This is a genomic window from Halomonas sp. MCCC 1A11062 (assembly GCF_021404355.1).
Lineage (GTDB): Bacteria > Pseudomonadota > Gammaproteobacteria > Pseudomonadales > Halomonadaceae > Halomonas > Halomonas aerodenitrificans.
Genome location: NZ_JABFTW010000001.1, coordinates 174,812 through 198,798, shown reverse-complemented (window position 1 = coordinate 198,798; position 23,987 = coordinate 174,812). Strand labels below are relative to the sequence as shown.

At 65.5% G+C, this 23,987-nt stretch carries 20 protein-coding genes; 12 read left to right on the top strand and 8 right to left on the bottom strand.

Translation table 11 applies throughout. The features are described 5' to 3' along the window. Positions 1-87 precede the first annotated feature (87 nt). Positions 88-459 carry a ribonuclease P protein component gene (gene rnpA / locus HOP58_RS00930; RefSeq protein WP_026037812.1) on the bottom strand — a complete coding sequence of 124 codons (372 nt, stop codon included), beginning with the start codon at positions 457-459 and terminating at the stop codon, positions 88-90. A gap of 13 nt (positions 460-472) precedes the next feature. Then, a complete protein-coding gene (rpmH, locus tag HOP58_RS00925; RefSeq protein ID WP_010626003.1) occupies positions 473-607 on the bottom strand; it encodes a 50S ribosomal protein L34 in 135 nt (44 codons plus the stop codon). 513 nt (positions 608-1,120) lie between these two features. Between rpmH and dnaA the strand changes: the two genes are divergently transcribed. The 4 genes from dnaA (at position 1,121) to gyrB (ending at position 7,462) form a co-directional block, all read left to right on the top strand. Further along, positions 1,121-2,593: a chromosomal replication initiator protein DnaA gene (gene dnaA, locus HOP58_RS00920; protein ID WP_010626004.1), complete on the top strand. Its 1,473-nt coding sequence runs from the start codon at positions 1,121-1,123 to the stop codon at positions 2,591-2,593. 69 nt (positions 2,594-2,662) lie between these two features. Beyond that, the gene (dnaN, locus tag HOP58_RS00915; protein ID WP_010626005.1) at positions 2,663-3,766 is read left to right on the top strand and encodes a DNA polymerase III subunit beta; all 1,104 of its coding nucleotides are present in this window, start codon (positions 2,663-2,665) and stop codon (positions 3,764-3,766) included. A 147-nt stretch (positions 3,767-3,913) separates the two neighbouring features. After that, on the top strand, positions 3,914-5,038 hold the full coding sequence (recF, locus tag HOP58_RS00910; protein ID WP_010626006.1) for a DNA replication/repair protein RecF: 1,125 nt from the start codon (positions 3,914-3,916) through the stop codon (positions 5,036-5,038). A gap of 3 nt (positions 5,039-5,041) precedes the next feature. Beyond that, entirely contained in the window at positions 5,042-7,462 is a 2,421-nt protein-coding gene (gene gyrB, locus HOP58_RS00905) for a DNA topoisomerase (ATP-hydrolyzing) subunit B (RefSeq protein WP_010626007.1), read from the top strand. A 171-nt stretch (positions 7,463-7,633) separates the two neighbouring features. Here gyrB and gmhB read toward each other — a convergent pair whose 3' ends face one another. The 3 genes from gmhB to glyQ all read right to left on the bottom strand — a co-directional run bounded on the left by gmhB (position 7,634) and on the right by glyQ (position 11,464). Then, positions 7,634-8,188 (bottom strand): D-glycero-beta-D-manno-heptose 1,7-bisphosphate 7-phosphatase, encoded by a 555-nt coding sequence (gene gmhB, locus HOP58_RS00900; RefSeq protein ID WP_234253396.1) that lies wholly within the window; start codon positions 8,186-8,188, stop codon positions 7,634-7,636. A gap of 202 nt (positions 8,189-8,390) precedes the next feature. Further along, positions 8,391-10,457: a glycine--tRNA ligase subunit beta gene (gene glyS, locus HOP58_RS00895; RefSeq protein WP_234259242.1), complete on the bottom strand. Its 2,067-nt coding sequence runs from the start codon at positions 10,455-10,457 to the stop codon at positions 8,391-8,393. Then, on the bottom strand, positions 10,457-11,464 hold the full coding sequence (gene glyQ / locus HOP58_RS00890) for a glycine--tRNA ligase subunit alpha (RefSeq protein ID WP_051004582.1): 1,008 nt from the start codon (positions 11,462-11,464) through the stop codon (positions 10,457-10,459). The genes glyS and glyQ overlap by 1 nt, the downstream gene beginning before the upstream one ends. Positions 11,465-11,562: 98 nt before the next feature. On the opposite strand from glyQ, the gene rfaD reads away from it, so the two are divergent. Together rfaD and waaF are read left to right on the top strand one after the other, a co-directional pair. Continuing rightward, entirely contained in the window at positions 11,563-12,528 is a 966-nt protein-coding gene (gene rfaD, locus HOP58_RS00885) for an ADP-glyceromanno-heptose 6-epimerase (protein WP_234259240.1), read from the top strand. Then, on the top strand, positions 12,525-13,574 hold the full coding sequence (gene waaF, locus HOP58_RS00880) for a lipopolysaccharide heptosyltransferase II (protein WP_234259238.1): 1,050 nt from the start codon (positions 12,525-12,527) through the stop codon (positions 13,572-13,574). Before rfaD ends, waaF begins: the two co-directional genes overlap by 4 nt. 17 nt (positions 13,575-13,591) lie before the next feature. Here waaF and HOP58_RS00875 read toward each other — a convergent pair whose 3' ends face one another. Beyond that, positions 13,592-15,271, bottom strand: coding sequence for a sulfatase-like hydrolase/transferase (locus HOP58_RS00875; RefSeq protein WP_234259236.1), 1,680 nt, complete (start codon positions 15,269-15,271; stop codon positions 13,592-13,594). Positions 15,272-15,412: 141 nt separating this feature from the next. Here HOP58_RS00875 and HOP58_RS00870 point away from each other — a divergent pair, with 141 nt between their 5' ends. Continuing rightward, positions 15,413-16,192, top strand: coding sequence for a glycosyltransferase family 2 protein (locus HOP58_RS00870; protein ID WP_234253391.1), 780 nt, complete (start codon positions 15,413-15,415; stop codon positions 16,190-16,192). Here HOP58_RS00870 and HOP58_RS00865 read toward each other — a convergent pair. Continuing rightward, entirely contained in the window at positions 16,146-17,255 is a 1,110-nt protein-coding gene (locus HOP58_RS00865; protein WP_234259234.1) for a glycosyltransferase family 9 protein, read from the bottom strand. The genes HOP58_RS00870 and HOP58_RS00865 overlap by 47 nt on opposite strands. A 41-nt stretch (positions 17,256-17,296) precedes the next feature. On the opposite strand from HOP58_RS00865, the gene HOP58_RS00860 reads away from it, so the two are divergent. Next, positions 17,297-18,433 (top strand): glycosyltransferase family 4 protein, encoded by a 1,137-nt coding sequence (locus tag HOP58_RS00860; protein ID WP_234259233.1) that lies wholly within the window; start codon positions 17,297-17,299, stop codon positions 18,431-18,433. Beyond that, positions 18,430-19,473 (top strand): glycosyltransferase family 9 protein, encoded by a 1,044-nt coding sequence (locus HOP58_RS00855; RefSeq protein ID WP_010626018.1) that lies wholly within the window; start codon positions 18,430-18,432, stop codon positions 19,471-19,473. Before HOP58_RS00860 ends, HOP58_RS00855 begins: the two co-directional genes overlap by 4 nt. On the opposite strand, the gene HOP58_RS00850 is transcribed toward HOP58_RS00855, so the two are convergent. Continuing rightward, positions 19,449-20,162 carry a 3-deoxy-D-manno-octulosonic acid kinase gene (locus tag HOP58_RS00850; RefSeq protein ID WP_234253388.1) on the bottom strand — a complete coding sequence of 238 codons (714 nt, stop codon included), beginning with the start codon at positions 20,160-20,162 and terminating at the stop codon, positions 19,449-19,451. The genes HOP58_RS00855 and HOP58_RS00850 overlap by 25 nt on opposite strands. On the opposite strand from HOP58_RS00850, the gene HOP58_RS00845 reads away from it, so the two are divergent. From HOP58_RS00845 to waaA, 3 genes are read left to right on the top strand one after another with little or no spacing between them, the layout of a single operon-like run. Beyond that, complete coding sequence (locus HOP58_RS00845; protein WP_234253387.1) at positions 20,161-21,258, top strand: glycosyltransferase family 9 protein; 1,098 nt, start codon at positions 20,161-20,163, stop codon at positions 21,256-21,258. The two genes, HOP58_RS00850 and HOP58_RS00845, sit on opposite strands and share 2 nt — an antisense overlap. Beyond that, positions 21,248-22,678 carry a bifunctional D-glycero-beta-D-manno-heptose-7-phosphate kinase/D-glycero-beta-D-manno-heptose 1-phosphate adenylyltransferase HldE gene (hldE, locus tag HOP58_RS00840; RefSeq protein WP_010626021.1) on the top strand — a complete coding sequence of 477 codons (1,431 nt, stop codon included), beginning with the start codon at positions 21,248-21,250 and terminating at the stop codon, positions 22,676-22,678. The genes HOP58_RS00845 and hldE overlap by 11 nt, the downstream gene beginning before the upstream one ends. After that, on the top strand, positions 22,678-23,979 hold the full coding sequence (gene waaA, locus HOP58_RS00835; protein ID WP_234259231.1) for a lipid IV(A) 3-deoxy-D-manno-octulosonic acid transferase: 1,302 nt from the start codon (positions 22,678-22,680) through the stop codon (positions 23,977-23,979). Before hldE ends, waaA begins: the two co-directional genes overlap by 1 nt. Positions 23,980-23,987 lie beyond the last annotated feature (8 nt).

Genomic DNA, 23,987 nt, shown 5'->3' with positions numbered 1-23,987 from the left:
CCGCTGGAACGAGATCCGCTGCCATGTGAAAGAGGGCGACAGCCTGCCGAGGCAGGCCATCGAAGCGGAGACAAATACCGCATCCGGTCAGGAGGTCATCGACTTCTGCGCGTCACGCTCCAGGCGCCGCCACATGCCGAAAAGCTGGCGATGCAGCGTGGCCTTGTCCAGTTCGCTCGCGCCGCGACGTGCCAGCAGGACGATATCCACGGCGGGTAATGAGCACTGGCGCAGACGTAAGGATTCGCGCACCACACGCTTCAGGCAGTTGCGATCCACGGCTCTGCGGACGTTCTTCTTGCTGATGACCAGGCCAAGGCGGGGGTGGTCCAGTCCATTGGGGCACGCCAGGGCCATCAGCCCCTTGCCATGTACCTTGAGTGCAGCGTGATCGAAAACGTATCGATAATCCCCGGCTGTCAGCAGTCGCAGCTGTTTGGGGAAACCATGACCGGACACGCGCAATCCGCGATCAGGCGCTCAGACGCTTGCGGCCCTTGGCGCGGCGGCGAGCCAGAACGGCACGACCATTCTTGGTAGCCATGCGAGCACGGAAGCCGTGGACACGCTTGCGCTTCAGAACGCTGGGTTGAAAGGTGCGTTTCATAACTCTTGATTCCCACGTGGTTTGTTGACGGATCGTCTTACAGGAATGCCCTGATTCCAGACAGGAACCAGGGGCAGATTCGGTTCAAGACCGGAAATTGTAGAGACTTCGGCTGCCCGACGCAATTGTTCCTCACGTTCCCGCATCACCTCAGGGCATCCGCAGCGAACGCCACTGGGGTAATCATCATAAGAGGTTTTCTTGAACCTACTGTGACTAATAATGGGGATCGATTCTGTTGATAAAGTAGTATTTGCTTTTCTCATCAGCTGGTTGGCTGATGTCTGGGTCTGTGGAAAAGCGTTGGGAAAGGAGTGCTCATGCTGTGACTGTTCAGTTGATGATTGTCCGACTCATCCACATGCCGATGTGGTTCGCCATGGATGAACACGATGATCGCTGGTGCCTCCCGGGCTTTTCCACAGCCATTTTCTGGCGTTTTCCGCTGTGGATAACCCGGCGGTCGAAGGATACAATGGCCGGTCACGCATCAACGGGTCATGGTGAGGTCGAGTGTCTCTTGCTCTCTGGCAACAGTGTCTGGATTACCTGCAGGACGAGCTGAACGCCCAGCAGTTCAATACATGGATTCGCCCGCTTCAGGCCGAGGAGGGCGAAGCCAACGAGCTGCGACTGCTGGCGCCCAACCGCTTCGTGCGTGACTGGGTCGGCGACAAGTATGCCAAGCGCATCAATGAGCTGCTCAGGGAGCTGGCGCCTGCCAAACCACCGCGGGTGGTACTGGCCGTGGGCAGTCGCAAGGTGGCTGCGGTCAAACCCCAGACGCGCGAGCTCGGGGCTCCGGTCTCGGCCAATCCTCACTCCCCCTTGGCGCCTGCCGTTCAGGTACCGCCGCGCGGCGACATCGGCGATGAGCGCGAGATCGACCAACTGCGCGAAGAGGGCGGCTCGGCGCGGCGTTCCGGCAGCGAGCGCGAAGTGCAGGTCGAGGGTAGTCTCAAGCACAGCAGCGGTCTCAACCCCAGCTTCACCTTCGAAACCTTCGTCGAGGGCAAGTCCAACCAACTGGCTCGGGCCGCCTCGCGGCAGGTCTCGGAGAACCCCGGCGGTGCCTACAACCCACTGTTTCTCTACGGTGGGGTCGGTCTGGGCAAGACCCACCTGATGCATGCCGTGGGCAATGCCCTGGCAACACGGCGCGAGAACGCACGGGTCGTCTATCTGCACTCCGAGCGCTTCGTGGCGGACATGGTCAAGGCGCTGCAGCTCAATGCCATCAATGATTTCAAGCGCTTCTATAGAAGCGTCGATGCGCTGCTGATCGACGATATCCAGTTCTTCGCCGGCAAGGAGCGCTCTCAGGAAGAATTCTTCCATACTTTCAATGCCTTGCTTGAGGGCGGTCAGCAGATGATCCTGACCTCGGACCGCTATCCCAAGGAGATCAGCGGCGTCGAGGAGCGTCTCAAGTCACGTTTCGGCTGGGGCCTTACCGTGGCCATCGAGCCACCGGAGCTGGAAACCCGGGTCGCCATCCTGATGAAGAAAGCGGATCAGGCCAAGGTGGACTTGCCTCACGACGCCGCTTTCTTCATTGCCCAGAAGATTCGTTCCAACGTGCGGGAGCTGGAGGGGGCGCTGAAAAAAGTCATTGCCGACTCCCATTTCATGGGCAAGCCTATCACCCAGGATTTCATTCGCGAGTCGCTGAAGGATCTGCTGGCGCTGCAGGACAAGCAGGTCGGCGTCGACAACATTCAGCGCACCGTGGCCGAGTACTACAAGATCAAGCTCGCCGACCTGCTCTCCAAGCGCCGTTCGAGATCCGTGGCCAGGCCGCGTCAGGTCGCCATGGCACTGGCCAAGGAGTTGACCAATCACAGCCTGCCGGAAATCGGCGACGCCTTCGGCGGACGCGATCACACGACGGTATTGCATGCCTGCCGCAAGGTGCAGGCACTGCAGGAGGAGAGCGCGGATATCCGCGAGGACTACAAGAACCTGCTGCGGCTCTTGACCAGCTGAGCGCAGGTTCGCCAGGACGTCTGACATCAATGCCCGACACCCATCTACAGGACTAGACGTGGAGCCGACATGAGATTTTCCATTACCCGTGAAGCGCTGCTGCGGCCGCTGGCGTTGGTGGCTGGCGTGGTGGAGCGCCGCCAGACCCTGCCGGTGCTGTCCAACGTGCTGATCCAGGTCGACCAGGAGCAGGTGGCGCTCACCGGTACCGACCTCGAGGTCGAACTCATCGGTCGCACGGCCGCCTCTCAGGTCGAAGTGCCCGGAGCCATCACCGTACCTGCCCGCAAGCTGATGGACATCTGCAAGTCGCTGCCCGATCAGGCCGAGCTGCAGTTCAGCCTGGAGGACGGCCGCGCCGTGCTGCGCAGCGGCCGTTCCCGCTTCACCTTGTCGACGCTACCGGTGGCGGAATTCCCCAACATCGAGGACAGCGCCGGCGACGTCGAGCTGAGCCTGCCGCGCGGCACGCTCAAGCACCTGATCGATGCCACCTCCTTTGCCATGGCCCAGCAGGACGTGCGCTACTACCTCAACGGCATGCTGCTGGAGCTGCGTGCAGGCCTGGTGCGTACCGTGGCAACCGACGGCCACCGGCTGGCGGTCTGCTCGCGTTCAGCTGAGATCCAGGTCGAGCCGGCGCGCAAGCTGATCGTGCCGCGCAAAGGCGTGCTGGAACTGGTCCGGCTGCTCGACGACAGCGACGAGCCGGTGACGCTGACTCTCAGCGCGAGCCACGTACGTGCTCATACCGGCGACTTCACTTTCACCTCGAAGCTGGTCGACGGCAAGTTCCCCGACTACGAGCGTGTGGTGCCGCGCGGCGGCGACAAGGTCTTCATTGCCGAGCGCGCCGAGCTGCGCCAGGTACTCTCGCGTACCTCCATTCTCTCCAATGAAAAGTATCGCGGCGTGCGTCTGCATCTGCAGGAGGGCAATCTGCAGGTCATGGCCAACAACCCCGAGCAGGAAGAAGCCGAGGAAAACGTGGCGGTCGAGTATGGCGGCGACTCGCTCGAAATCGGCTTTAATGTTGGGTATCTCATTGATGTGCTTAATGTTATTGGAGAAGATCGCGTGCAGATGACGCTCGCCGATTCCAATAGCAGCGCCTTGATGGAAGAGCCCGGTGGCGGCGATGCCATGTATGTCGTCATGCCCATGCGCCTGTAGGAGCGATGACCTCGTGTTCGCCCCGATTCTCGCACCGCTACGCGTGCAGGGCATCTCCGGGCTCGCGAACGCCGCTCTTTCCTCTCTGGGTACCCAGCCGCAGCGAATGCCGGCTGGGTACCGTCGCCACGTACTGCGCTACGCCGCATGCTGATTGAACGCCTGGCCTTCACCGGCTTGCGAAATCTGGCCCCGCTCGATGTCACGCCGAGCCCCGGTATCAATCTGATCGTAGGGCGGAACGGTAGCGGCAAGACCAGCGTGCTCGAGGGGCTGCACATCCTGGGTATGGGCCGCTCTTTCCGCACACGGCAGCTGAAGCATGCGATTGCCCATGACGCAGCGGAAATGACGCTGTTTGCCCGGCTGGCAGGTACGCCTCCCGTGCCCATCGGCGTGCGGCGTGAGCGTGAAGGCGGCGAGCTCGAAATGCGCATGGCGGGGGAGCGGGTGCCACGGCTGGCGCAGCTGATCGAGGCCCTTCCTCTTCAGCTGGTCAACCCCGATGCCTTCCGCCTGCTCGAGGGCGCCCCGGCCGGACGAAGAGAGTTTCTCGACTGGGGTGTGTTTCACGTGAAACACGACTTCTATGACGCCTGGCGCCGCGCCAAGCGTGCGCTGAAGCATCGGAATGCGCTCCTCAGGCGTGATAGAATGGACGTCAGCAGTCTGGCTGCCTGGGAACAGGAGCTGGCCCACTGGGGAGAGCGCGTCGATGCGCTGCGCCGTGAATGGATGGCAAGCTTCGTGCCGGTATTCGAGGAAACCCTCGGCCGCCTGATCGAGCTGCCCGATTTGCGCCTGCGCTACTCCCGCGGCTGGGACAAGCAGCGCGACCTGCATGAAGTGCTCGAGCAGGGCCGCGAGCAGGATTTTCATATGGGCTTCACTCAGCATGGACCCCAGCGTGCCGATCTCAGAATCCGGCTGGGGCGACGGCCTGCAGTGGAGGTGCTGTCCCGCGGACAGCAGAAACTGGTAGTGAGTGCGCTCAAGCTGGCGCAAGGAAGGCTGCTTGAGCTGTCGACAGGACGAAACTGTCTTTACCTGATCGACGACTTGCCTGCAGAACTCGATGCCGAGCATAGGCGCGTCTTTTGTCGCCTGCTCGAATCGATGCGCTGCCAGGCATTCATCACGAGTGTCGAACACGACGCCCTGGCGGGGCCATGGGAGCCCCAGACGCCCATCGCGATGTTTCACGTGAAACAAGCGGATTCCGGAGCAGGGCAGCTAGGGTCTGAGGCACAGATAGACTTCATCATGGAGTAGTCAATGAGCGAGCAAGCTTACGACTCATCGAGCATCAAGGTTCTCAAGGGCCTGGATGCCGTGCGAAAGCGTCCCGGCATGTACATCGGCGATACCGATGACGGGACAGGTCTGCACCATATGGTGTTCGAGCTGGTGGACAACTCCATCGATGAAGCCCTGGCCGGATACTGCAGCGAAGTACGCGTGATCATCCACCCTGACGAATCCATCACCGTCAGTGACAACGGCCGCGGCGTACCTACCGACATTCATGAGGAAGAGGGCGTGTCGGCAGCGGAAGTGATCATGACGGTGCTGCACGCCGGCGGCAAGTTCGACGACAACTCCTACAAGGTGTCGGGAGGACTTCACGGCGTAGGTGTGTCGGTGGTGAATGCGCTGTCCGAGGAGCTCAAGCTGACGATCTGGCGGGCCGGACAGGTGCATGAGCAGATCTACCACCACGGGGTGCCCCAGGCGCCGCTCAGCGTGGTCGGCAAGACGGAAAAGACCGGTACCCGGGTGCACTTCAAACCCTCCCCCGGCACCTTCGCCAATATCGAGTTTCACTACGATATTCTGGCCAAGCGGCTGCGCGAACTCTCCTTCCTCAACTCCGGGGTGGCGATTCGTCTGACCGATGAGCGTAGCGGCAAGGAGGAGCTGTTCCACTACGAGGGCGGGCTGAAAGCGTTCGTCAATCACCTCAACAGCAATAAAACCGTGCTCAACCCCGTGTTTCACTTCGAAGCCGAGCGCGAGGACGGCGTGGTGGTCGAGGTGGCGATGCAGTGGAACGACTCGTTCGCCGAGAATATTTTCTGTTATACCAATAACATACCGCAACGCGACGGTGGCACTCACCTGGCAGGCTTTCGAGCGGCACTGACCCGTACCTTGAATGGCTACATCGAGTCCGAAGGGCTGCTCAAGAAGTCCAAGGTGGCCACGTCCGGGGACGATGCCCGCGAAGGGCTGACGGCGATCATTTCGGTCAAGGTGCCGGATCCCAAGTTCTCCTCCCAGACCAAGGACAAGCTGGTCTCTTCCGAGGTCAAGACCGCGGTGGAGCAGGAGATGGGGCGCCTGTTCTCGGACTATCTGATCGAGAGTCCCAACGACGCGAAGTCGATCGTCAACAAGATGCTCGACGCGGCCCGTGCACGTGAAGCGGCGCGCAAGGCGCGCGACATGACCCGCCGCAAGGGCGCGTTGGACATCGCCGGCCTGCCGGGCAAGCTGGCCGACTGCCAGGAAAAGGACCCAAGCCTCTCCGAGCTGTTCCTAGTCGAGGGTGACTCGGCCGGCGGCAGTGCCAAACAGGGCCGCGACCGCCGCACCCAGGCGATTCTGCCGCTCAAGGGCAAGATCCTGAACGTCGAGAAGGCGCGCTTCGATAAGATGCTCTCTTCCGCCGAGGTGGGTACCTTGATCACTGCCCTGGGCTGCGGCATCGGGCGCGAGGAGTTCAACCCGGACAAGCTGCGCTACCACTCGATCATCATCATGACCGACGCAGATGTCGACGGCTCGCACATTCGTACGCTGCTGTTGACCTTCTTCTTCCGTCAGATGTCGCTGCTGATCGAGCGTGGGCATGTCTTCATCGCTCAGCCGCCGCTGTACAAGATCAAGCGTGGCAAGCAGGAGACCTACCTCAAGGATGAGCAGGCGCTGATCGATTATCTCACCACCACGGCGATGGACGGCGCCCGGCTCTACGTCAATCCGGAAGCGCCGCCCGTTACCGGTGCGCAGCTGGAATCGCTGGTGGGCCAGTACCGCGACGTGATGAAGCGAATCGATCGCCTCTCGCGTGTCTATCCAAACGAGGTGCTGCGCAAGGTGGTCCACGCCGCGCGCCTGGAAGGTGAAACGAGCCTCAAGGATCGCGTCACCATGCAGAACTGGATCGAGTACCTGCAGCAGGAGATGGACGCGCTGGTCGCTTACGAAGGCGGGCCGCGCTATACCTTCCGTCTCGAAGAGGACTCCGAGCGCGAACTGTTCCTGCCGGCGGTCACGCTGACGGCGCACGGTGTCAGCTCCGACTACGTGTGGGGCATCGACTTCTTCACCAGCGCCGACTACCGTGCCATGGCAGCGCTTGGCGAGACGCTGGACGGTCTCCTAGAAGAGGGCGCCTACATCGCGCGGGGTGAGCGCAAGAAGACGGTCACTACCTTCTACCAGGCCTTGGAATGGCTGATGGCCGAGGCCCAGCGCGGCCTTGCGGTGCAGCGCTACAAGGGACTGGGCGAGATGAACCCGGATCAGCTGTGGGAGACCACCATGGATCCCGATACGCGGCGCCTGCTGCGTGTTTCCATCGAGGATGCAGTGGCCGCCGACATGATGTTCAACACGCTGATGGGCGACGAAGTCGAGCCGCGGCGTGCCTTCATCGAGAGCAACGCGCTGGTGGCCAACCTGGACGTGTGATGCGCACACGGCGATGTTTCACGTGAAACATCGCCCCCGCTGCCTGCAGTGAGTGACAGACAGTGCGTGACAAGAGCAGAAAAAGCCGACCCTTCGAAGGTCGGCTTTTTCATGCGAGCTACGTTAGGGTACTTGTTGAGTGCTCCGTTTTAGGACTTGTACGAAAATCGTCTAGGCTTGGCTCAGCAGCCAGTCAGTAAACGCGGCCAGATCATTGAAAATCTGCGCGTTTTCCAACCCCATGCCTTTCGCCTCGGTGCGGCTGCCCTTGCCGGTGCGTACGAGCACGGAACGACAGCCCATTGCATCTCCTGCCTGCAGGTCGCGCAGGCTGTCGCCCACTATCCAACTGCCCTCTAGACTATCCAGCCCCAGCGCGGTGCGTATCTCCTCGAGCAGGCCGGGCAGGGGCTTGCGACAGGTACAGCCGTCGTCCGGGCCGTGGGGGCAGTAGGCGATATGAGCGATCTCGCCTCCGGCGACGGCCACCAACCGTTCGAGCTCGGCGTGCATCGTGGCCAGGGTGGCCTCGTCATAGTAGCCGCGTGCGATGCCGGACTGGTTGGTGGCGATGGCCACCAACCAACCGGCTCGGCTCAGCCGGGCTATTGCCTCGATGGAAGTGGGGTAGGGAATCCACTCTTCGAGAGATTTGATGTAGGCGTCGGAATCGCGGTTGATGACGCCGTCGCGGTCGAGGATCACGAGTCGGGGTGCGCTGGGCATCTTGCACCATAAGCAGAAGAAGAGAAGGGGCAGTGTTTCACGTGAAACACCACATGCCAAGCCTGTGCTTGTGGCTGGGATGTTTCACGTGAAACACAGGCGTAGCGACAGTCCGTATCAAACAGCAGGGCAGGCAATGAAAGAGCAGGCATGAAAAAGCCGGCCGGGCTACTTGCTCCCGGCCGGCTTTCGGCATGACCGCTTACTGTTGCAGCAGAGCGATGTCGGCCACTTCGAGGAACAGCGCCTGCAGACCGGCCAGCAGCGCCAGGCGGTTGCGTCGCACGGCGTCGTCATCGGCCATGACCATTACGTCATCGAAGAAGGCGTCCACCGGTGTGCGCAGGCCGGCAAGAACGTCCAGCGCCTCGCGATAGCGGCCTTCGCCGAACAGCGGCAGGACGCGCTCGCGGCTGGCCGAGACCGCCTCGTGCAGCGTGCGCTCGGCCGTTTCCTGCAGCAGTGCCACGTCGACCTGTCCGCCCAGTTCGCCGGCCTGCTTGGTCAGGATGTTGGAAACCCGCTTGTTAGCGGCGGCCAGGGCAGCGGCTTCCTCACGCTGGGTGAAGACGTGAACCGCACGCATGCGGCGGGCAAAATCCAGCGGCTTGGTCACCGGGCGCGCACGAACGGCCAGGTAGACCTCGGCGGGAATGCCCTCGTCCTGGCCCCAGGCGCGGAAGCGGTCGAGCATGTAGCCCAGTACCTCGTCGACCAGCGTCTCTGCGTAGGGCAGTTCCTGGTGCTGCGCGGCGGCCAGCTCCAGCAGCTCGCGCAGGTCGAGATCCAGTTCGCCCTTGATCATGATGTTGAGTACGCCGATGGCGGCGCGACGCAGGGCGAAGGGGTCCTTGGTGCCGCTAGGCCGCTGGCCGATGCCGAAGATGCCGGTCAGGGTGTCGAGGCGGTCGGCCAGCGCCAGGGCCTGGCCGGTACGGCAGGCAGGGATCTCGTCGCCGGCGAAGCGCGGCAGGTACTGCTCTTCGAGGGCCTGGGCCACTTCGGCCGGTTCGCCGTCGTGGGTCGCGTAGTAGCGCCCCATGATGCCCTGAAGCTCGGGAAACTCGAGCACCATCTCGGTGACCAGATCGCACTTGGCCAGCTCGGCGGCACGGCGTGCCTGGGCCACGTCGCCGTTGATGCGGCCGGCGATGAAGGCGGCCACGGCGGCGCTGCGGTGCGCCTTGTCGGCCAGGGTGCCGAGCTGCTGCTGGAACACCACGTTGGCCAGGCCGGGGATGCGTGCCGCCAGCGGCTGCTTGCGGTCGGTGTCGTAGAAGAAAGCGGCATCTGCCAGGCGCGGACGAATGACCTTCTCGTTGCCTTCGATCACCTGCTGCGGATCCTGGCTGTCGATGTTCGAGATGGTGATGAACTGCGGCTTGAGCCGGCCCTGGTCGTCGAGCAGGTGGAAATATTTCTGGTTGGCCTTCATCGACGAGATCAGGCACTCCGCGGGAACCTCGAGGAAGCGCTCGTCGAAGCTGCCGGCCAGTGCCACCGGCCATTCCACCAGGCCGCTCACTTCGATGAGCAGTGCCTCGTCGATCACCGCCTGGGCGTCCTGGACCTCGGCCTCGGCCAGCACCTGCTCACGGATACGCTCGCGACGACGGTCGCGATCGGCCAGTACCCAGGCCTGCTCGAGGGTGGCCAGGTAGTCGTTCGCATGGGCCAGCTCGATGGTCTCGGGGGCATGGAAGCGGTGGCCGTGGGTAGTGCGGCCCGAGGTCAGGCCCAGCGCCTGGGCTGCCACCACCTCGCTGCCGTAGAGCATCACCAGCCAGTGCACAGGGCGAGAAAACTCAATCCGCGAGGCGCCCCAGCGCATGTTCTTGGGCACCGGCAGGGCGGCAATGGCCTTGTCGACGATGGCCGGCAGCAGCCGTGTGGTGGCTTCGCCCTGCTGCTGTTCGCGGTAGCCGAGCCAGGTGCCCTTGTCGGTTTCCAGGTGGATCAGGTCGGCCACCTCGACGCCGCAGGAGCGGGCGAAGCCATCGGCGGCCTTGGTCGGCTGGCCGTCCTTGTAGGCCGCGGCCAAGGCCGGACCGCGGCGCTCGACTTCGCGGTCGGGCTGCTTGTCGGCCAGCTCCATCACCTGCACCGCCAGGCGGCGCGGCGTAGCATAGGCGCGAATGTCGCCGAAGGCGATCTCGGCCTCGCTCAGGCCGCGGCGAATGCCGTCGGCCAGGGCGTCGGAGAGCGTGTCGATGGCGCTCGGCGGCAATTCCTCGACGCCCAGCTCGATCAGAAAGGTATTGGCAGCCATCACGCGTCTCCCTGTTCGGCGTTCATGTCCTGAGCCAGCAGCTCCTGGCGCAGGGCTTCGGGGGCCAGCGGGAAGCCGGCGGCCTTGCGCGAGGCGTAATAGGCATGCGCCACGTCGCGGGCCATGGTGCGTACACGTAGGATGAAGCGCTGCCGTTCGGTCACCGAGATGGCGTGGCGGGCATCCAGCAGGTTGAAGGTATGGGAGGCCTTGAGCACCTGCTCATAGGCCGGCAGCGGCAGTCCCGCCTCGAGCAGCTTGGTGCATTCGCGCTCGTGGTGGTCGAAGGCGTTGAACAGGACCGGCACGTCGGCATGTTCGAAGTTGTAGGCCGACTGCTCGCGCTCGTTCTGCAGATAGACGTCGCCGTAGGTGACCTTGGTGCCGTCCGGGGCGATGGTCCACACCAGGTCGTAGACGCTGTCGACGTTCTGCAGGTACATGGCGATGCGCTCGAGACCGTAGGTGAGCTCACCGGTGACGGGGTAGCACTCTAGCCCGCCGGCCTGCTGGAAGTAGGTGAACTGGGTCACCTCCATGCCGTTGAGCCAGACCTCCCAACCCAGGCCCCAGGCGCCCAGGGTCGGCGACTCCCAGTTGTCCTCGACGAAGCGAATGTCATGCACCAGCGGGTCGATGCCGATACGCTCGAGCGAGCCCAGGAAGCGCTCCTGCAGATCGGCGGGGGAGGGCTTCATCACCACCTGGAACTGGTAGTAGTGCTGCAGGCGGTTGGGGTTCTCGCCGTAGCGACCGTCGGTTGGGCGACGGGAAGGCTGCACGTAGGCGGCATTCCAGGTCTCCGGGCCGATGGAGCGCAGGAAGGTGGCGGGGTGGAAGGTGCCGGCCCCGACCTCCATGTCCAGCGGCTGGAGCACTACGCAGCCGTGTTCGGCCCAGTACTGCTGCAAGGCGAGTATCAGGCCCTGAAAAGTGGTCGCGTCTGGCGTCGACCCTGAGGCCGAGGTCGACGAGAGCGTCTGCGACGGGTTTGACGAGAGTGTCATTGCGGAAGCACCGTTGGCCATGAATTCACAGGGCGTCAAGTATACAATCACAGGCACATGGGTTATAGGCGCAGCGCTTGCGCCCCAGCGAGGTTTACATGATCGTAGTGACAGGTGGCGCCGGCTTCGTCGGCTCGAATCTGGTCAAGGCTCTCAACGAGCGTGGGCGCAACGACGTGCTGGTGGTCGACGATCTCTCCGACGGCACCAAGTTCGTCAACCTGGCGGACTGCACCCTGGGCGACTATCTCGACAAGGACGACTTCCGTGCCCGCGTCGAGGCGGCGCTGCGCGGCGAACCCTCGCGCCTGCCGCCGATCGAGGCGATCTTCCATGAGGGGGCCTGTTCGGACACCACCGAGTGGGACGGCCGCTTCATGCTCGACAACAACTTCGAGTACTCCAAGGTGCTGCTGCACTACTGCCAGCAGCAGGGCATTCCTTTCCTCTATGCCTCGTCGGCGGCCACCTACGGCGGCAGTCAGGTGTTCCGCGAGGAGCCCGAGCACGAGAAGCCGCTCAACGTCTACGGTTACTCCAAGCTGCTGTTCGATCAGTACGTGCGCCAGCACTGGGATGAGTTCACCAGCCAGGTGGTGGGGTTCCGCTACTTCAACGTCTACGGCCCGCGTGAGCAGCACAAGGGCAAGATGGCGAGCGTGGCCTATCATAACCACACCCAGATTTCGGCGGGCCAGGGCCTCAGGCTGTTCGGCGGCTGGGACGGCTACGAGGCGGGCATGCAGAGCCGCGACTTCGTGTATGTCGGCGACGTGGTGAACGTCAACCTGTGGTTCCTCGACAACCCCGACAAGTCCGGCATCTTCAACCTCGGCTCCGGTCGGGCCGAGCCGTTCAAGGCCATCGCCGAGGCGGTCATCGACTTCCATGGCCGCGGGCGCATCGAGTACATCGACTTTCCCGACGAGCTCAAGGGGCGCTACCAGAGCTATACCCGCGCCGACATCACGCGCCTGCGCGAGGCCGGCTACGAGGACGAGTTCCGCACCGTGGCCGAGGGCGTGAAGGCGTATCTCGAGTGGCTGGCCGGGGCCAGGGGATGAGCCAGGCGGCTGCCACCACAGCCCCGCGTATCCTGGTGGTCGGCCCCTCCTGGGTCGGCGACATGGTCATGGCCCAGAGCCTGTTCATGACCCTCAAGCAAAACCAGCCGGGATGCCGCATCGGTGTGGTGGCGCCGGGCTGGTCGCAGCCGATTCTGGAGCGCATGGCCGAGGTCGATGAAGTGGCGAGCCTGGACGTCGGCCACGGTGAGTTCGGCTGGTCCACCCGGCGCGCCCTGGCCGGGCGGCTGCGCGGGCGTTTCGACCGGGCCATCGTGCTGCCGCGCTCCTGGAAATCGGCGCTGGTGCCGTTTCTGGCTCGGATTCCGCGTCGTATCGGCTTCACCGGTGAGCAGCGCTATGGCCTGCTCAACGATCGCCGCGAACTCGACAAGACCCTGCTGGACCAGACCGTGAAGCGCTTCGTGGCGCTGGGACTGACAGCCGAGGAAGCCCGGCGCGGCGATTTCGCCATTCCCCGGCCGCGCTTGCGGATCGACACGGATAACCTCGATGAGCTGCGCACGCGCCTGGGCCTGAGCTCACGGCCGGCCGTCGGCATGATGCCCGGGGCCGAGTACGGGCCGGCCAAGCAGTGGCCGCTGGGCCATTTCCGCGAGCTTGCCGAGCGCCTGGTGGACGAGGGCTTCGAGATTCGCGTGATGGGTGGCCCCAAGGACGTCGCCGCCGGGGAGGCAATCGCCGCAGGCCTGCCGTACGTTCACAACCTGTGCGGACAGACCCGGCTGGCCGATGCGGTCGATCTGCTCGCCGACTGCCAGCAGGTCGTGACCAACGACTCAGGGCTGATGCACGTGGCCGCGGCGGTGGGTACCCGCGTGCATGCGCTGTATGGCTCGTCGTCGCCTGCCTATACGCCGCCGCTCACCGACAGGGCCGAGATCCACTATCTGGGGCTGGGTTGTTCGCCCTGCTTCGAGCGCACCTGCCCGCTGGGGCACACCAACTGCCTGGTGCAGCTGTCGCCTCAGCGGGTGCTGGCCGCCGTGCTTACAGAGTCCGCCATCCCGGTGACTCGCGACTGAAAGCCAGAGCGACCGTTTCACTGTACCGCGGCAGGCTCTTCGCCGGTGGAATCCACCGGAGTCTCCACCACCTGCTCCTGTTTCTCCTGCTCGGGAGCAGGCTGCGGCTCGGGGGCCAGGCCATTCCACAGGCGCTCCTGAAGCGCCCGCTCTTCACGCATTCGGGCATTGATCTCGGTCTTGCTGTACTCCTCGAGGAGTGTCGGCTCGTCGGAGAGCAGCGAAACCCCCAGGCCGGCGCGGTGCCAGTCGATGGTGAAACCCATGGCTTCGAGAATGGTGGGAAAGACATCCACCATGGAAGCCTCGCGGCTCTCGCGTCCCACGGGAATCCCCGGCCCCAGCAGCATGAAGGTGTTGTCACGCTCGCCCTGGATCAGCTGCTCCCAGGCCGAGACACGCATGGTCAGGTGATCGCTGGCGATGATCACGACAGTATTGTCGAGCAGTCCCTCGGCATCGGCTCGCTCGAGGAAGTCGCGGGCCAGCCAGGCCGAGCACTCTACCGAGTAGAGGATGTCGACGCCGTCGAACTCACCCTGGCGGTCGATGCAGGCTTGGGCGGGATAGCCACGGGGGGCATGGCCGGCAAGGGTCAGGTTGACCACTCCCCAGGGCCCTGGCTCCTGGTCGAGTCGCCGCATCTCCTCGAGCGTGAAATCATAGAGCGAGTCGTCGTAGAGTCCCCAGTTGTTGACGTAATCGGGATCGTCCAGCAGGGGCTGCAGGTCTTCACGCCCGAGCACGGTTTCGAAACCGTGCCCCTTGTAGAAGATCCCCTTGCCGGCAAAAGCCGTGCTGGCCCCACCCAGGTAGCTGAGCCGATAGCCCTGTTCGGCCAGCAGGTCTCCCAGGCAGTCGACGCCGGGTACCACCTTATCCAGCGGCGTGAACTGGCGGTCGTGCAGCAGTCCGGCCGGCATCAGGGGGCTGCCGCACTGGCTGGCGATCATGCCGGCCATGGTCCAGCCGGTGTTGTCGATCTGATAGACCCCCTCATAGGCCAGGCCATGCTCGCCGATGGCATCCAGGTCGGCATAGGCATCACCGAAACGCTCCCGGTCGGCGTAGGTGCGCTCGATGCTTTCCAGATACATGAGCAGGAGGTTGGGCCGCTCTTCGGGCGCCTCCAGAATGACCGGCTGTACGTATTGGCGGTCGAGCCAGGCGCCGTCGTCGGTGACGATGGCCGCGCCGCGCTGGGTGACGCCATAGAGCAGCGGATTGGTGGCGAGTAACGCCATGGCCAGAAAGGGTTCGGTCAGGCTCCAGCGGCGGTCATGGCGAATCAACCAGGTGATCGCCGCCAGCAGCGCCACCATGGTCAGGGTATAGCCGATGGCCGCACCGATACGGCTGACGCCGCCGTGGTCGGTCATGCCGGCCTGCAGGTGGAAGAACACTGCGCCGAGATCGACGATGCCGAAGCTCTCGGAGAGGTAGATGTAAAGCCCCCACAGTGCGATCGGCACCAGGCTCCATGGCCAACGCCGCGATGAAGAAGCGCTCGGAGCGCTTTGCGGCGCGCCCCAGTTCAGCCATGTACCCATGGCCATCCACAGCGCGGCCACCAGCGGCAGGCTCCAGTGGGGCAGACGGGTCAACGCGGTCAGTGCGTAACCCAGACAGAGTCCGATCACAAGCAGCGATAGCCAGCGTGGGTGGGCCAGCTTGAGAAGTTTGGAAGAAATCGTCATGGGGTGAGGGCTTCCATTGAGTTCGTCTGTCAGCTTAACAAGGCTTCGCCGCCCTGCACCATGCAAGGTGTTTTCGGATTTGGCGCCATCCGCTCGGCGGCAGTAAACTGGCCAGCCCGCCGGACCGACGAGGAGAGGTCGATGAGCCTGGCTGCGGTACTGATCGTGAAGAACGAGGCCGCCCATCTGCGCGCTTGCCTGGAGACGCTGCGCTGGGTGGATGAGATTGTGATCCTCGATTCCGGCAGCGACGACGACACTTGCGCCATCGCCCGGGAATTCACCGACAAGGTGGCGGTGAACGCCGACTGGCAGGGCTTCGGCGTTCAGCGTCAGCGTGCCGAAGCCATGGTCGAGAGCGACTGGATCCTGATGGTCGATGCCGACGAGCGGGTGACGCCGGAGCTGCGCCGGAGCATCCAGACCGCTGTCGCCAGCGGCGAGCCGGCGATCCACACCCTGCCGCGCCTATCCTGGTGTTTCGGCGACTTCATTCGCCATTCGGGCTGGTATCCCGACCGGGTGGCACGGCTCTATCCTCGCGGCAAGGCCGGCTACGATGCGGCCCTGGTCCACGAAAAGCTGCACAATCCAGATGGCTTGCCGGTCAAGGCGCTGGTGGGCGACCTGCTGCACTACACCTACCGCGACCTGCGTCACTATCTCGAGAAGTCGGCCCACTACGCCCAGGCCTGGGCCGAGCAGCGTGCCGCCCGTGGCAAACAGGGCAGTCTCTCGGCCGGGCTCGTGCATGGAGTGGGCTGCTTCCTGCGCATGTACCTGCTGCGCGCGGGCTTTCTCGATGGTCGCCAGGGCTTGTTGCTGGCATTGCTGTCGGCACACTCCACCTTCGCCAAGTACGCCGACCTGTGGGTCAGGACGCGGACTTCGCCGCCACCCGACGAGACACCAGAGCGCTGATCTCGGTAGCCGCGACCTCGAGGTCGATGGCCGACATCTCGCTTTCGCCGGCGCCCTCGGGGGGGCTGAAGGCGAGGCGGCGGCTCGCGTCGTTGCAGGTTTGCCAGCGTAGCGCAGTGGCCGAACGGCGCGCGGGGTAGAAGCCGGCCGTGGGCCGGTTCAGGCAAGCGGCGATGTGCAGCGGCCCGGTGGAGCCGGCGACGAACAGGTCCGCGGCGCTCAGCGCCAGGGCGAAGTCGGCGAGACCCGTACGCGGCGGCAGAACCTTGGCCTGCAACCGCCTGTCGTGCAGCATCTCACACAATTCGTGTGCCGCCGGCTCTTCGCCGGGGCCGGCGGTCAGCACCCAATGCGCGCGAATGTCGTCTGCGGCAAGCCTGGAGTCGATGGCGGCGGCCAGTTCGGCGTACTGAGACGAAGAGAGATTGACCGCCGAGCCGCCGCTGCCGGCATGCAGGAACAGCCACGGTCGTGACGGCTCCAGCGCCAGGGCCCCGGCTATTGACTCGCGCTGGGCTGCCGCGGTGCCGGGCGACAGCGGCCAGTACGGCGGCGCGGGGCGCGCCTGGGGCTGCCAGCCCTGGGCTGCCAGCAATGCCTCGGCCAGCTCGACGTTGTACAGGTATTCCGGTTTGTCGGAGCGCGACCTGCGCTGAACGACGCGATGATTGTAGAATAGCTGCGCCCACTTGGTGGCCGGTGCCACGCGGCAGGGGATGCCGGCTCGCCAGCCGAGCCAGCCGATGCGCGGCGTGGAGTAGAGCGTGAGCATGGCGCAGAAGCGTTCGCTGCGCAGCTGGGCCAGCAGTTCGCGCTGCGCTTGCTTGCCGGCGGCGTCGCCGGGATCGACGATGACCGCGTCGATCCACGGGCACAGCCGAGCCAGCGGTGCCGTATAGGCCGGCACCAGCACGCTGACCCGCGCTTGCGGAGCGGCGGCCTTGAGACAGGCCAGCGCCGGCCAGGCGAGCATGAAATCGCCGAGCTTGTCGTTGCGCACCACCAGGATGTGCGGCGGCTGATTCGCTGCGTGGCGAGCGGCCACGCGGGAAGAAGACGTCATCTGGGCTCCCGAGCCCCGGTTGACCGACGAAGGAGACAGCCTTGTCGTACAAGGTCATGCATATCTGCCTCTCGGATGGCTGGGGCGGACTCGAAATGTATCCTGCGCGGATTATACCCGAGCTGCAACGTCAGGGGTGGCAGGCCCATGGCCTGGCGCTAGCCGGTTCGCGGGTCGCCGAGAGTATGACATCGACCGGTATCGCACCGCTGACGGTGCCTTCGCGTGGCCGGGCGCTGCTGCAGGTGGGGCGCATACTGGGCTACCTGAAGCGCCATGGTATCGAGGTGCTGCACTGTCACAAGTCCAGCGACCTGCGCCTGGGCGCGCTGCTGGCGACCCTGCGACCGACGCTCCAGCTGTTCTTCACCGATCACATGGGCGTGACCCGGCCGAAGAAGGATTTTTACCATCGCTGGGCCTACGGGCGCGTCAGCCGGCTCTTTGCCATCAGCGAGGCCACCCGCCAGCGCAACCTGAAGGCCTTTCCGTTGCCGCCGGAGCGCATTCGCCGGCTCTACCTGGGCATCGACCTGACGCCCTATGCTTCGCAGCTGGGCGAGCCGGCACGTGAGGCGTTGCGCCGCGAGCTGGGTGTCATGCCGGGCGAGGTGGCGATCGGCCTGCCTGGGCGTCTGACCGACGGCAAGGGCCATGAAGTGTGGCTGGATGGGCTGGCCCGACTGGCCGAGCGCGCTCCCGAGCTGGCCTGGCACGGTGTGCTGATTGGCGGGCTCAGCGCCCGCGAAGGCAGCGACGAACGTTACGTCTCGCACTTGCGCTCGCGGATCGAGGAGCTGAAGCTGGAGCAGCGCGTGACCTTTGCCGGGTTTCGTCCTGACCTGCCGCGCCTGTTCGAGGCACTGGACATCGTCTGCGTGCCATCGCGTAATGAGGCCTTCGGCCTTACCGTGGTAGAGGCCATGGCCGCCGGCAAGGCCATCGTCGGTGCCGACAGCGGGGCGATCCCCGAGCTGCTCGAGGCCGACTGCGGGCGCCTTGCCGCAGCCGAGGAGCCGCGGGCCTGGGCCGAGGCCATGGCGGAGCTCGGCCAGGACGCGGCCCTGCGCGAGCGCCTCGGCCAGGCGGCAAGGGCAAGAGCCGAGCGCCATTTCGGCGTGGCGGCGCATGTCGAAGCCCTGATTCGAGAATACGCCGGGAAGGAGCCAACATCATGAAAGCCTGGATCGAAAAGGGCGGCTATCTCAACAATCGCGGTCGCAAATGGCTGTCGCGGCTGCACGTGGAGCAGGTGCGCCGCATTCTGGTGATCCGCCAGTGCGCCTTCGGCGACATGATGGCGACACGGCCGTTCCTGGTCGAACTCCGGCGCCTGTTTCCCCAGGCGCACATCACCCTGAGTACGGTGAGCAAGTACCAGTACGCGGTGCCCGACGACCTGGTCGACGAGGTGCACGTGCTGGACTCCCGCGGTTCGCTGCGTGAGCAGTTGCACTCCCTGCGCCAGTACCGCGAGGTCGACGTGCTCTTCGATCTGGCCGATACGGCCCGCTCGCGCCTGCAGACGCTGCTGACGTCGGCGCGGGTCAAGCTCGGCTTTCCCTACCGCAGCGGGCTCAACAAGCTGCTGTTCGATGTCGGCATCCTGCGCTCGGACTTTCACTACGAAGCCGAGGTACTGCTCGACTTTCTCAAAATCATGGGGCACAAGCCGCAGTACCCGCTGGAATTCGCCATGCCGCGCCATCAGCGCGCTCTGGCGAAGCCGCGCATCGTCTACTTCCCCTACGCCGCCGTGGCGGAAAAGTCGCTGTCCCAGGAGTCATGGCGCCAACTGATCGAGCAGGCAGCCGTCGAATTTCCCGGCTATCGCCATGTGCTGCTCGAAGGCCACAAATCCGAGGAGTCCGGCGACTTCCTCGCCGAGGTGGCGGCCCGCCACGACAACGTGGAGATCGAGGGACGCATGGACCTGGAGCGGCTGGCGCCGTGGATGGCGGCGTCCAGCGTGCTGGTGTCGGGGGATACCGGCGTGCGCAACCTGGCGCTGGCGACCCATACCCCGACGCTGGGGATCTTCTTCATGACCGTGCCGTTTCGCTACTGGCCGCGCTACGAGGACTGCCACGAGGCGGTGTTCCACCGTGACGGCCAGGTGCCGGGCAGGATGGATATCCTGCAGGGCCTCGAGGAGCTGCTCCAGCGGCTCTACCCCGAGCGCGGCAAGGCGCGTCAGCCGGCGTCATCGGAGGCGTAGCCGCGGCGTATCGTCTCCATGGCTGCGGCGGGCGCGCCGAACTTGCTCAGCGAGCGGGCCAGTCGCGCCAGGTTCGCCTCTTGCCAGGCGCCGGGTGGGCGCAGCCGGCAGCGGTCGAGATCGATCAGCCAGACGCTACCGTCGGCATCGATCAGCAGGTTGCGGGCGTTGAGGTCGACATGATCGAGGCCCGCCGCGTGAAAGCGGCGGATGGTGGCGCCGACCCGTTCGAGCAGCGCCGGCTCGGCCTCGGCAAGGCGTTCGGCCAGGGCCCCGGCTTCGGGGATGCGCACGGTGATCAGGGCGGCCGTGTAGGTCGGCCCGCAGCGAGTAACCGAGGCGGCCACCGGTCGCGGCACCGGCAGCCCCTCGCGGTGCAGGTGGGCGGTGAGGCGCAGCTCGCGAAAGGCGCGGGTGCGTTCGAGCCCCGTCCATAGATAGCGGCTCTCGCTCAACCTGGCGATCAGGCCGCCGCGACGGTAGGGACGCAGCACCCACTGCTCGCGTCCGGCGTCGAGAAACAGGCTGCTGCCGCGCCCGGGGGCTTCGCCGAGCACCTTTCCACAGCGGTGCCAATGCGCGGGGTCGAACAGCGGCGGGCCGATTTGTGGCGCCGGCTCGGCGTCACATACACTGTCCGCATCATATAGAATGAAGGTCTTTCCCGTTCGACACGTTGCCAACTGCATGAAGCATCCTCTGCCCGCCCAACCGCGTCACATCGCCGTGCTGCGACTCTCCGCCCTCGGCGACGTCTGCAACCTGGTGCCCACCATACGCGCCCTGCAGCGCCAGTGGCCCAGCGTGCGCATCACCTGGATCATCGGCAAGGCGGAACACAGTTTACTGGCTGGCCTGTCGGGGGTCGAATTCGTGGTCTACGACAAGGCCTCGGGGCTTGCCGGTATGCGCCGGCTGTGGCGTGAGCTGGGCGATACCCGCTTTGACGTGCTGCTGCACATGCAGCAGGCGCTGCGGGCCAGCGTGCTTTCGCTGGGGCTCAGGGCCAAGGTGCGGGTGGGCTACGACAAGGCGCGCGCCAAGGATGCCCAGCACTGGTTCACCCATCGTCAGCTGGCACCCCATCCCCGTGCCCACGTGCTGGAGTCGTTCCTCGACTTCGCCCGCCTGCTGGGGGTGGAGGACACCTCGCTGGCCTGGGACATGCCGGTGCCGGCGACGGCCTTCGAAGAGGCCACGGCGCTGACCGGCGAAGCCGCCTACCTGCTGATGAGCCCCTGCGCCAACCCGCGGCTGCGCAATTTTCGCAACTGGTCGGCGGAGGGCTATGCCGCCGTCATTGAACACGCCTGGGCTCAGTACGGTCTGAAGACGGTGCTCACCGGCGGCGGCAGCACCCAGGAACGCGAAATGGGCGAGCGTATCGCCGCCCTCAGCCGGCCGGAAGCGGTGATCGATGCCATCGGCGCTACCTCGCTCAAGGGGCTGTTGGCGCTGATCGCCGGCGCCCGGGCGGTGATCGCTCCCGACTCCGGCCCCGTGCACATGGCCAATGCCATGGGCACGCCGGTAGTGGGGCTGTTCGCTACCACCAATCCGGACCGCGCCGCGCCCTACCTGTGGCGCGACTACGTGGTCAACCGCTACCCGGATGCGGTGCGTGCCTACATGCACCGCGAACCCGACGACATCACCTGGGGCCAGCGTGTACGCCATCCCGATGCCATGACGCTGATTCGCGTCGACGATGTCGTCGAACGGCTCGATGCGCTGCTGGTGCGCCCCAACGACCGCAAGGAAGAGGAACGTCCCGATGAAGCTTGACCTGACCGCGCTGGAACAGGCGCACGTGCTGGTGGTGGGTGACGTGATGCTCGACCGCTACTGGCATGGTGGCACCTCACGCATCTCGCCGGAGGCCCCGGTGCCGGTGGTCCGGGTGGAAGAGTGCGAGGACCGGCCCGGCGGGGCGGCCAACGTGGCGCTCAACATCGCCTCGCTGGGGGCGCATGCCGCCCTCAGCGGCATGGTCGGCGACGACGACAATGCCCGCCGACTGGTCGAGCGGCTGGACGCCGCCGGGGTCGACACCTACTTCCAGAGCAGCCCCGGTATTCCCACCATCACCAAGCTGCGCGTGATGAGCCGCAACCAGCAGCTGATCCGGCTCGACTTCGAGGATGGCCTGGACGAGCTCGACACCCGCGGACTGCTGGCGCGGGTCGAACAGGGGCTTCCCGACTGCGACCTGGTGATCCTCTCCGACTACGGCAAGGGTACGCTCAGCCGGGTCGAGGAGCTGATCGCACTGGTGCGCAGCGCGGGCAAGCGCGTATTGATCGATCCCAAGGGCAGCGACTTCACCAAATACCGCGGCGCCAGCGTGATCACCCCCAACTTGGCCGAGTTCGAGGCGGTGGTCGGCCACTGCCGCGACGACGAGGAGCTGGCCGCCAAGGGCGCGGCGCTGTGCGCCCGGCTCGAGCTCGAGGCGCTGCTGATCACCCGTAGCGAGAAAGGCATGACCCTGATTCGCGGCGATCACGAACCGCTGCACCTGCCCACCCGGGCGCGGGAAGTGTTCGACGTCACCGGCGCCGGCGACACCGTGATCGGCGTACTGGGGCTGGCGCTGGCGGCCGGCCACGGCTTCCCCGAGGCGATGACCCTGGCCAACCTGGCCGCCGGCCTGGTGGTGGCCAAGCCCGGTACCGCCACGCTCTCCATCGCCGAGCTCTATACCGCCGTGCATGGCGACAAGCTGGCCGAGTTCGGCGTCATCGAGGAGACGGCGCTGGTCGAGGCGGTGCGTGCCGCCCAGATGCGCGGCGAGCGGGTGGTGATGACCAATGGCTGCTTCGACATCCTCCACGCCGGCCACGTGGCCTACCTGGAGCACGCCCGGCAGCTCGGCGACCGGCTGGTGGTGGCGGTCAACGACGACGCCTCCATCGGTCGGCTCAAGGGGCCTAAGCGGCCGATCAATCCCCTCGCCCGGCGCATGCAGGTGCTGGCCGGCCTCGGTGCGGTGGACTGGGTGGTGCCGTTCAGCGAGGACACCCCGCAGCGCCTGATCGAGGCGGTGCTGCCCGACGTGCTGGTCAAGGGCGGCGACTATCGCGTCGACGAGATTGCCGGTGGCAATGCCGTACGTGCCGCCGGCGGTGAGGTGAAGGTGCTGGGCTTCGAGGACGGGGTTTCCACCACCGCCATGATCGCCACCATTCTCGACCGCGAGAGCTGATGTCGGCGCCGCGCCGCTGGCCGCGCTGGCTCTACTCGGCGGCACTCTATCTGCTCTCGCCTCTCGTCTGGCGCAGGGTATGGCGTGAGCATGCGCTCACTAACTCCCGCTGGGAGCGGCTCGGGCTGCTGTCTCGCTCACCCGCCAGCGGCCCCTGGCTATGGCTGCACTGCGCCTCGGTGGGCGAGGTGCAGGCGGCCCGCCCGCTGATCGAGGCGCTGCTGGCACACTACCCCCGCCATCGGCTGCTGGTGACCACCATGACCGCCACCGGCGCCGAGCGGGTGCATGCCCTGATCGAGGCGCGACGCCGGACAGGCGAGCCCGAGCGTCTTGCCCATCGCTTCCTGCCGCTGGACTACCCCGGGGCCGCGAAGCGCTTCGTCGCACGCCTGTGCCCGGAGCTCGCCATCTTCTTCGAGACCGAGCTTTGGCCCAACCTGCTGACGGCGTGTCGCCGTCGCGGCGTGCCCACGGCGGTGGTCAACGGACGTCTCTCGCCGCGCGCCTTTCGCGGCTATCGCCGCCTGCGGCCCTTGATGGCCTCGGCGCTGGCCCAGCTCGACTGGCTGGCTGCCAAGTCCCGCGGCGATGCCGAGCGCTTCCGTGCCCTGGGCATGCCGGCCACCCGCACCGACGTGGTGGGCTCGCTCAAGTACGACCTGACCCCGGACGATGCCGCGAGCGAGCAGAGCAAGCGGCTGTGCACGCGGCTGGGCTCGCGTCCCGTGTGGGTGGCCGGCTCCACCCACCCCGGCGAGGACGAGCGGCTGCTCGAGGCGCATGCCCGCCTGCGTCAGTCCTACCCCAACGCGCTGCTGATCCTGGTGCCGCGCCATCCGCAGCGCTTCGAGGCGGTGGCCGAGCTCTGCCGCGAGCGCGGCATGGCGCTGGCGCGGCGCTCCCGCGATGAGTGGCCGGATGGACGAACTGGCGTCTATCTGGGCGACACCATGGGCGAGCTGCTGATGCTCTACGGCGCCGCCGACCTGGCCTTCGTCGGCGGCAGTCTGGTGCCGGTGGGCGGACACAACCTGCTCGAGCCTGCCGCCATGGGCGTACCGGTGCTGACCGGCCCGGAGCTGGCCAACTTCGCCGACGTGGCCGAGACGCTGCGTCAGGGTGGCGCGCTGGTGGAAGTGAGGGACAGCGCCATGCTGGCCGATACGCTGGTCACCCTGTTCCTCGATGAGGCCGAGCGCCACCGCCTGGCCGAGGCCGGCCTGGCGGTGGTGGCAGCCAACCGCGGCGCCCTGGCACGCACCATGGCCGGCCTTGAGCAGCTACTGCCAGGTGAGTGAGCACCTGC